Annotated in this window: 6 protein-coding genes; 1 reads left to right on the top strand and 5 read right to left on the bottom strand. The window is 52.2% G+C overall.

The genetic code is table 11. The features are described from left to right. The first annotated feature begins 380 nt into the window (after nucleotides 1–380). Complete coding sequence (locus ACM615_RS00825) at nucleotides 381–1,070, top strand: FadR/GntR family transcriptional regulator (RefSeq protein ID WP_113876800.1); 690 nt, start codon at nucleotides 381–383, stop codon at nucleotides 1,068–1,070. Here ACM615_RS00825 and rbsR read toward each other — a convergent pair. From rbsR to rbsA, 5 genes are all read right to left on the bottom strand, one after another. Beyond that, nucleotides 1,053–2,063, bottom strand: coding sequence for a ribose operon transcriptional repressor RbsR (gene rbsR / locus ACM615_RS00820; RefSeq protein ID WP_113876801.1), 1,011 nt, complete (start codon nucleotides 2,061–2,063; stop codon nucleotides 1,053–1,055). The two genes, ACM615_RS00825 and rbsR, sit on opposite strands and share 18 nt — an antisense overlap. Further along, on the bottom strand, nucleotides 2,064–2,993 hold the full coding sequence (gene rbsK / locus ACM615_RS00815) for a ribokinase (RefSeq protein ID WP_132966613.1): 930 nt from the start codon (nucleotides 2,991–2,993) through the stop codon (nucleotides 2,064–2,066). It abuts the gene before it with no gap. 68 nt (nucleotides 2,994–3,061) lie between these two features. Further along, a complete protein-coding gene (rbsB, locus tag ACM615_RS00810) occupies nucleotides 3,062–3,952 on the bottom strand; it encodes a ribose ABC transporter substrate-binding protein RbsB (protein WP_112290844.1) in 891 nt (296 codons plus the stop codon). A 23-nt stretch (nucleotides 3,953–3,975) separates the two neighbouring features. Further along, a complete protein-coding gene (gene rbsC / locus ACM615_RS00805; RefSeq protein ID WP_112290846.1) occupies nucleotides 3,976–4,947 on the bottom strand; it encodes a ribose ABC transporter permease in 972 nt (323 codons plus the stop codon). A 6-nt stretch (nucleotides 4,948–4,953) separates the two neighbouring features. Then, nucleotides 4,954–6,459 (bottom strand): ribose ABC transporter ATP-binding protein RbsA, encoded by a 1,506-nt coding sequence (rbsA, locus tag ACM615_RS00800; RefSeq protein WP_113876803.1) that lies wholly within the window; start codon nucleotides 6,457–6,459, stop codon nucleotides 4,954–4,956. Between the last annotated feature and the right edge of the window lie 7 nt (nucleotides 6,460–6,466).

The raw sequence follows: 6,466 nt of genomic DNA, 5'->3' as shown, positions 1-6,466 counted from the left end.
TCTGATAAATTGTTAAAGAGCGTACGTTGCGAGACTTAACTCAGCAACGTGGGAGGCAGATAATACTCTTTCTCCCTGAAGAGTCAACCATTTTCTTTTACAAGATGCGGTGTTTTCACCGGGCTGATTCTTCCTGACTGGGCGACTTGGTTCTCGTTAGAGGAGTCGTTGTTCCCGGTCAGTGGAGGCGCATTATAGGGAGTTCTCAGAAGGCCGCAACCCCTAATTTCAAATAATTTACTGACCGTTCGCAAATTAAACAATTTCGCCCAAAACGGACAAATAGCGACCTATTTCAGCGTAAAACACACCAGTTTTAGACCAGAGGCTGGAGTAAACTCTCCTTTATAATAAGAGAAAAACATTCAGGAATACCTTACATGTTACTTAATGCCCATCAGCAAGCGGCTCAGCGCAACCTTTCTTATCTGCTGGCAGAGAAAATTGCACAACGCGTTTTGTCTGGCGAGTATCCGGAAGGTGCAATCCTTCCTGGTGAGAATGAGTTAGGGGAGATTTTTGGCGTCAGCCGGACTGCGGTACGTGAAGCAGTAAAAACACTGACCGCGAAAGGAATGCTTTTACCCCGTCCGCGTATTGGTACCCGGGTAATGCCTCAATCGAGCTGGAATTTTCTCGATCAGGAATTACTGACCTGGTGGATGACACGCGAAAACTTCGATCAGGTGATGGCGCATTTTATCGTACTACGCCGGGCTCTCGAACCGCAGGCTTGTGCGCTAGCCGCACTTTCTGCAAGTGAAGAACAAAAGCATCAGCTCTCTCTATATATGTATGAAATGCGCCAGCTGCATAACAGCTTTGATCGGGAGCGCTGGATAACGGTCGATACCCAATTTCATCAGCTGATCTATGAGGCGGGGAAGAATCCCTTCCTGACGTCTTTCTCGAATTTGTTCAGTTCGGTGTATCAAAGCTATTTTCGGGCGATTACCGGCAATGAAGTGATTAAGCTGGAACATCACCAGCGGCTGACGGATGCCATTCTTGCCGGTGATGCCAATGCCGCCCTTCTGGAATGTCAGAGGCTATTACTTGCTGATGAATGATCCGACGGACTGACGCACGACCAGTTCCGGCGTAAGAACCAAAACCTGCGGCTCAGAATCCGGGGCCTGCAACCGATGTAATAAAGCATCGACCGCCAGTTCGCCCAGCGAGTCTTTGGGCTGATGAATGGTGGTCAGCGGCGGCATCATATATTGCGCCAGCTGGATGTCATCGTAGCCCATCACTGCCACATCATCGGGAACACGTAATCCACGCTGATAAAGCGCCTGATAAACGCCAACTGCCATTGCGTCGTTGCCAGCGAAAACAGCATGAGGCGGTTCCGGCAGCGCCAGCAACTCCTGCATCGCGGCTAATCCGCCTTCAAATTCAAAATCACCACTCACTTCATAACCGGCCAAAATCTTCAGACCTGCTTTGTCCATAGCCTGACGATATCCACTCAGCCGTTCCTGGGCGGTAGTTTTATCCAGCGGGCCGGTAATACAGGCAATACGCTGGTAACCCTGACGGATTAAAAACTCTGTCGCCATTTCCCCGCCTAGCAAGGCGTTATCCTGAATGATATCAATGGCGCCATCAAAGGGTGACCAGTCCATCATCACAATCGGTAATGACGGGTAACGGCTGATGGCTTCTTTCGAAGGCCGGTGATTTTCCGTACACATGATAAGCAGCCCGTCGACCCGCTTTTGCAACAACGTTTCGAGGCTACGGTTCATACGTTCTGCATCATTATCGGTATTACACAAAATCAGACTGTATCCGCGCTCATAGCAACTACGCTCAACACCCCGCACCACTTCTGAATAAAAAGGGTTACTGCTGGCAGTCAGTAACATGCCGAGAGTACGTGTCTGGTTCAGTTTCAGGCTGCGCGCTAACGCGGAAGGTGCGTAATTGAGTTGTTCAACGGCGGCATTCACTTTGTCAGCGATAGCTTCACTGACAAAACGATTCTTGTTGATCACATGGGAGACTGTCGAGGTTGAAACGCCCGCGAGGCGGGCGACATCTTTCATGGTGGCCAATCAGGCCTCCTGTTGTGCAAGAAAATCGTCGATTTCTTTACGCCACGGCACGGAAGGCTGAGCACCAGGACGCGTCACTGCAATAGCCGCTGCCGCGTGTGCGAATCGTACCGCACTGTCCATCGGTTTGCCTTCCAGCAATGCTGTCACCAGCGCGCCGTTAAACGTATCGCCGGCCGCAATGGTATCGACGGCTTTTACACGGAATCCGGCCACTAACTTACCTTCACCGTTCTGGCTCAGCCAGACGCCTTTACTGCCTAACGTAATGATGACAGTCGCGATGCCTTTGTCATGCAGCGCTTTCGCGGCCCGTGCGGCATCTTCATTATTGTCGACTTTAATTCCTGTCAGCTTTTCAGCTTCGGTTTCGTTCGGAGTGATCATATCCACCCGCGCCAGCAATTCATCCGGCAATTCACAGGCCGGAGCCGGATTGAGGATCACCTGCGTGCCGTTGTCTTTGGCAATCTTCGCCGCCGCAATCACCGTCTCGAGCGGCGATTCCAGCTGCATTAATAATGCTGATGCGCCAATGACCTGCTGTTTATAGCGATCGAGGTATTCGGGCGTCACAGCTTTATTAGCCCCCGCATCGATACCAATAACGTTTTCACCTTCCGCATTCACGAAAATCAGTGCTACGCCGGTGGTTGTGTCTTCGATGGCTTCGATGGGTTGCGTATCAATATGATCACTGGCCAGCTGTTTACGAACGCGCTCGCCAATATCGTCATCTCCCACACAGGCAATAAAAGAAATATCAGCGCCACTGCGACCGGCTGCAACAGCCTGATTCGCCCCTTTGCCGCCAAAGGCTACGGTGTATTGCTTACCGATAACCGTTTCGCCCGGTTGCGGGAAGTGGTTGATATTCAAAATGTGGTCAGCGTTGATACTGCCGAGTACCACCAGTTTGCCTGTCTTCATGTAGAGATCCCTGAGTTAAATAGCGCCTCCCTGAAGGAGGCGCAGTGACAGCATAAATAAAGAGGGTATTACGGCTGAGCAACCAGTTTCAAATCAACAGGGATAACAGCCGGAACTTTCTCGCCTTTCAGCACTTTATCTGCAGTCTGAACACCGATCACACCGATTTGCTCAGGACGCTGTGCCACAGTCGCGCCCATTTTACCGCTGTTAACCGCTTTAATACCGTCTTCGGTGCCGTCAAAACCTACGACCAGTACATCCGTTTTACCGGCAGTCTGCAGGGCACGCAATGCACCCAGCGCCATTTCATCGTTCTGAGCAAACACGGCCTGCACATCCTGATGCGCGGTCAGCAGGTTCTGCATCACGTTCAGACCTTTGGTGCGGTCGAAGTCAGCAGGCTGGCTGGCGAGGATCTGGAAATGATGTTTTTCAGCTGCCTGAGCGAAGCCTTTACCGCGTTCACGGGCAACAGACGTACCGGCGATACCTTCCAGTTCGATAACTTTGGCATTTTCGCCCAGTTTCTTAGCGATGTAATCACCGGCCATTTTGCCGCCGAAGGCGTTATCAGAAGCCACGTGGCTGGCGACAACCCCTTTGGTTGCCTGACGGTCAAGGGTGATCACCGGGATTTTCGCCTGGTTTGCCATCGCAACGGCGTTACCTACCGCATCAGAATCCGTCGGGTTGATCAGCATCAGTTTGGTGCCGCGAACGGTCAGATCCTGCACGTTCGCCAGTTCTTTTGCCGGGTTGTTCTGAGAATCAAGTACCACCAGGTTGTAACCCAGTTTGTCCGCTTCTTTTTGCGCGCCGTCTTTCATGGAAACGAAGAACGGGTTGTTCAGAGTAGAAACGACCAGCGCAATGGTATCTTTCGCCAGAACGTTAGCACTGAAAGAAGCGGTGATCGCTGCGGCGGAAACCCAGACAGCCAGTTTTTTCATATTCATGGTCATAAGTCCTGTAGGAGAGGTTATTTGTTGCTTTTGTTATCCACCAGCACCGCCAGCAGGATGACAACTGCTTTTACGATCATCTGGTAGTAGGAAGAAACACCTAATAAGTTCAAACCGTTATTCAGGAAGCCAAGGATCAGTGCCCCGATCAGCGTTCCGACAATGCGTCCTTTACCCCCGGACAGGCTGGTTCCCCCTAATACCACTGCGGCAATCGCATCCAGTTCGTAACCTGTACCAGCATTAGGCTGCGCAGAAGACAGGCGCGCCACTTCGATGATACTGGCCAGAGCCGCCAACAAACCACACAGGGAGTAGACGATAATTTTAACCTTATCGACGCTGATACCTGACAAACGCGTCGCAGATTCGTTACCGCCCAGCGCGTAGATATAACGTCCTAAGCGGGTGTGATGCAGCATGTACCAGGCCGCAATAAACACCACCGCCATCAGCCAGACCGGCGTCGGGATACCCAGCGGGCGGCCGATACCAAACCAGCCAAAGACATCGGCAACATCATTAAAACCCGTGCTGATCGGGCTGCCGTTGGTGTACACCATCGTGATACCGCGCAGCAGCAACATCATGACCAGCGTGGCGATAAACGCCTGCACTTTGCCTTTGGCGACAATCACCCCGGTCACCGCACCGACGGCGGCACCGAGCGCCAGCGCGCCAGCCACCGCGACTAATGCATTCACTTCCAGCCCGACAATCGAGGCTGCCACCGCGCCGGTCAGCGCCAGCAGAGAACCGACGGATAAATCGATACCCGAGGTGAGGATCACCAGCGTCATGCCGACCGCCATAATGGCGTTGACCGACGTCTGCTGAAGAATGTTAAACAGGTTATTGAGCGTGAAGAAATTTGGGCTCATGGAAGAAACCACCGCAATCAACACCAGCAGCGCAATCAGAGACTTTTGCTCCAACAACCACTCTTTACTGATCCAGCGCTTCTTGGCTGGCAATGTCTGAGAACTCATATCTGATTACTCCTGCGTCACGCCGTATTGCTTGCCGACAGCGGCTGCCATCAACACTTCTTGCGTAGCCTGTTCTATCGGGAATTCACCGCTTAAATGACCTTCATGCATCACCAAAACACGGTCACTCATGCCGATCACTTCCGGCATTTCTGAGGAAACCAGGATGATGCTCAGCCCTTCGCGCTTGAACTGGTTTATAAGCTGGTAAATCTCTTTTTTGGCACCGACGTCAACGCCACGCGTCGGTTCGTCGAGGATCAGGACTTTTGGCCGCGTCATCAATCCGCGGGCAATCGCCACTTTTTGCTGATTACCACCGGAAAGCAGGCCGATTGTCTGCATCATCGACGGCGTTTTAATATTGAAGAGACGGATAAAGTCGCCGACAGCCTGCTGTTCTTCCGCATGCCTGAGACGTCCGCCACCATGGCTGAAATAGCGCAGCGCAGTCAGTGACATATTTTCTTTCACTGACATACCAAGCACCAGGCCATCGCGCTTACGATCTTCAGAGATGTAAACGATGCCGTTTGCCAGTCCGTCCTGCGGTGAATGCGTGACCACTTCGCGTCCGTCAAGCGACACATAGCCACTTTTACGCGGCAATGCACCGTAGAGAATTTTCATCAGTTCAGTACGGCCTGCGCCCATCAAACCGGAAATCCCCAGAATTTCGCCGCTGTGCAGATCAAAGCTAACGTTATTTACGCCCGGACCGCTGACATCACGCACCTGCAGACGCAGCGCACCGCGCTGATGATTTATACGCGGATATTGTTCTTCGAGACGGCGGCCAACCATCATTTCAATCAGCGTGTCTTCTTCCAGAGAACTGACCGGACGCTCAGCGATAAACTGCCCGTCACGGAATACCGTCACGTCATCGCAGATTTCAAAGATTTCTTTCATACGGTGGGAGATGTACACCACGCCACAGCCTGCAGCTTTCAGCTCGCGGATCACGCTAAACAAAGAGGCGGTTTCGGTATCGGTCAGGGCGTCCGTCGGTTCATCCATGATGATGACTTTCGACTCAAAGCTCAGCACCTTGGCAATTTCGACCATTTGCTGATCGCCAATTGATAATTCGCCAACCAGACGATCACTTTTGTAGCGCAGGTTCAGGCGCGCCAGCAGTTTATCGGCTTCGGCATACATCTTTTTCCAGTTGATGCGGCCAAAACCGTTTACAAACTCACGGCCCAGGAAGATGTTTTCAGCGATAGTCAGCTGTGGGATCAGATTCAGTTCCTGATGGATGATGCCAATTCCGGCTTCCTGAGAAGCTTTCGGGCCATTAAACGCCGCTTCCTTGCCCAGAAAATGTACTGAGCCGGCATCTTTCTGGTAGATGCCGGTCAGCACTTTCATCATGGTGGACTTGCCCGCGCCGTTTTCTCCCACCAGCGCCATCACACGTCCCGGATAGACGCTGAGCGCCGCGCCGGAAAGTGCTTTAACGCCGGGAAAGGCTTTATCAATGCCTGTCAGTTGCAGCAAAGGTTGCATAAAGGCC

The organism is Rahnella sp. PAMC25617 (assembly GCF_050606005.1).
GTDB classification, from domain to species: domain Bacteria; phylum Pseudomonadota; class Gammaproteobacteria; order Enterobacterales; family Enterobacteriaceae; genus Rahnella; species Rahnella variigena.
This window is presented reverse-complemented; position numbering and strand designations above follow the sequence as displayed.

Excerpts from the sequence above, each read along its gene's own strand:
- ACM615_RS00825 (WP_113876800.1), top strand. The coding sequence starts at position 381 with ATGTTACTTAATGCCCATCAGCAAGCGGCTCAGCGCAACCTTTCTTAT.
- rbsC (WP_112290846.1), bottom strand. The coding sequence starts at position 4,947 with ATGAGTTCTCAGACATTGCCAGCCAAGAAGCGCTGGATCAGTAAAGAG.
- rbsA (WP_113876803.1), bottom strand. The coding sequence starts at position 6,459 with ATGCAACCTTTGCTGCAACTGACAGGCATTGATAAAGCCTTTCCCGGC.
- rbsK (WP_132966613.1), bottom strand. The coding sequence starts at position 2,993 with ATGAAGACAGGCAAACTGGTGGTACTCGGCAGTATCAACGCTGACCAC.
- rbsB (WP_112290844.1), bottom strand. The coding sequence starts at position 3,952 with ATGAATATGAAAAAACTGGCTGTCTGGGTTTCCGCCGCAGCGATCACC.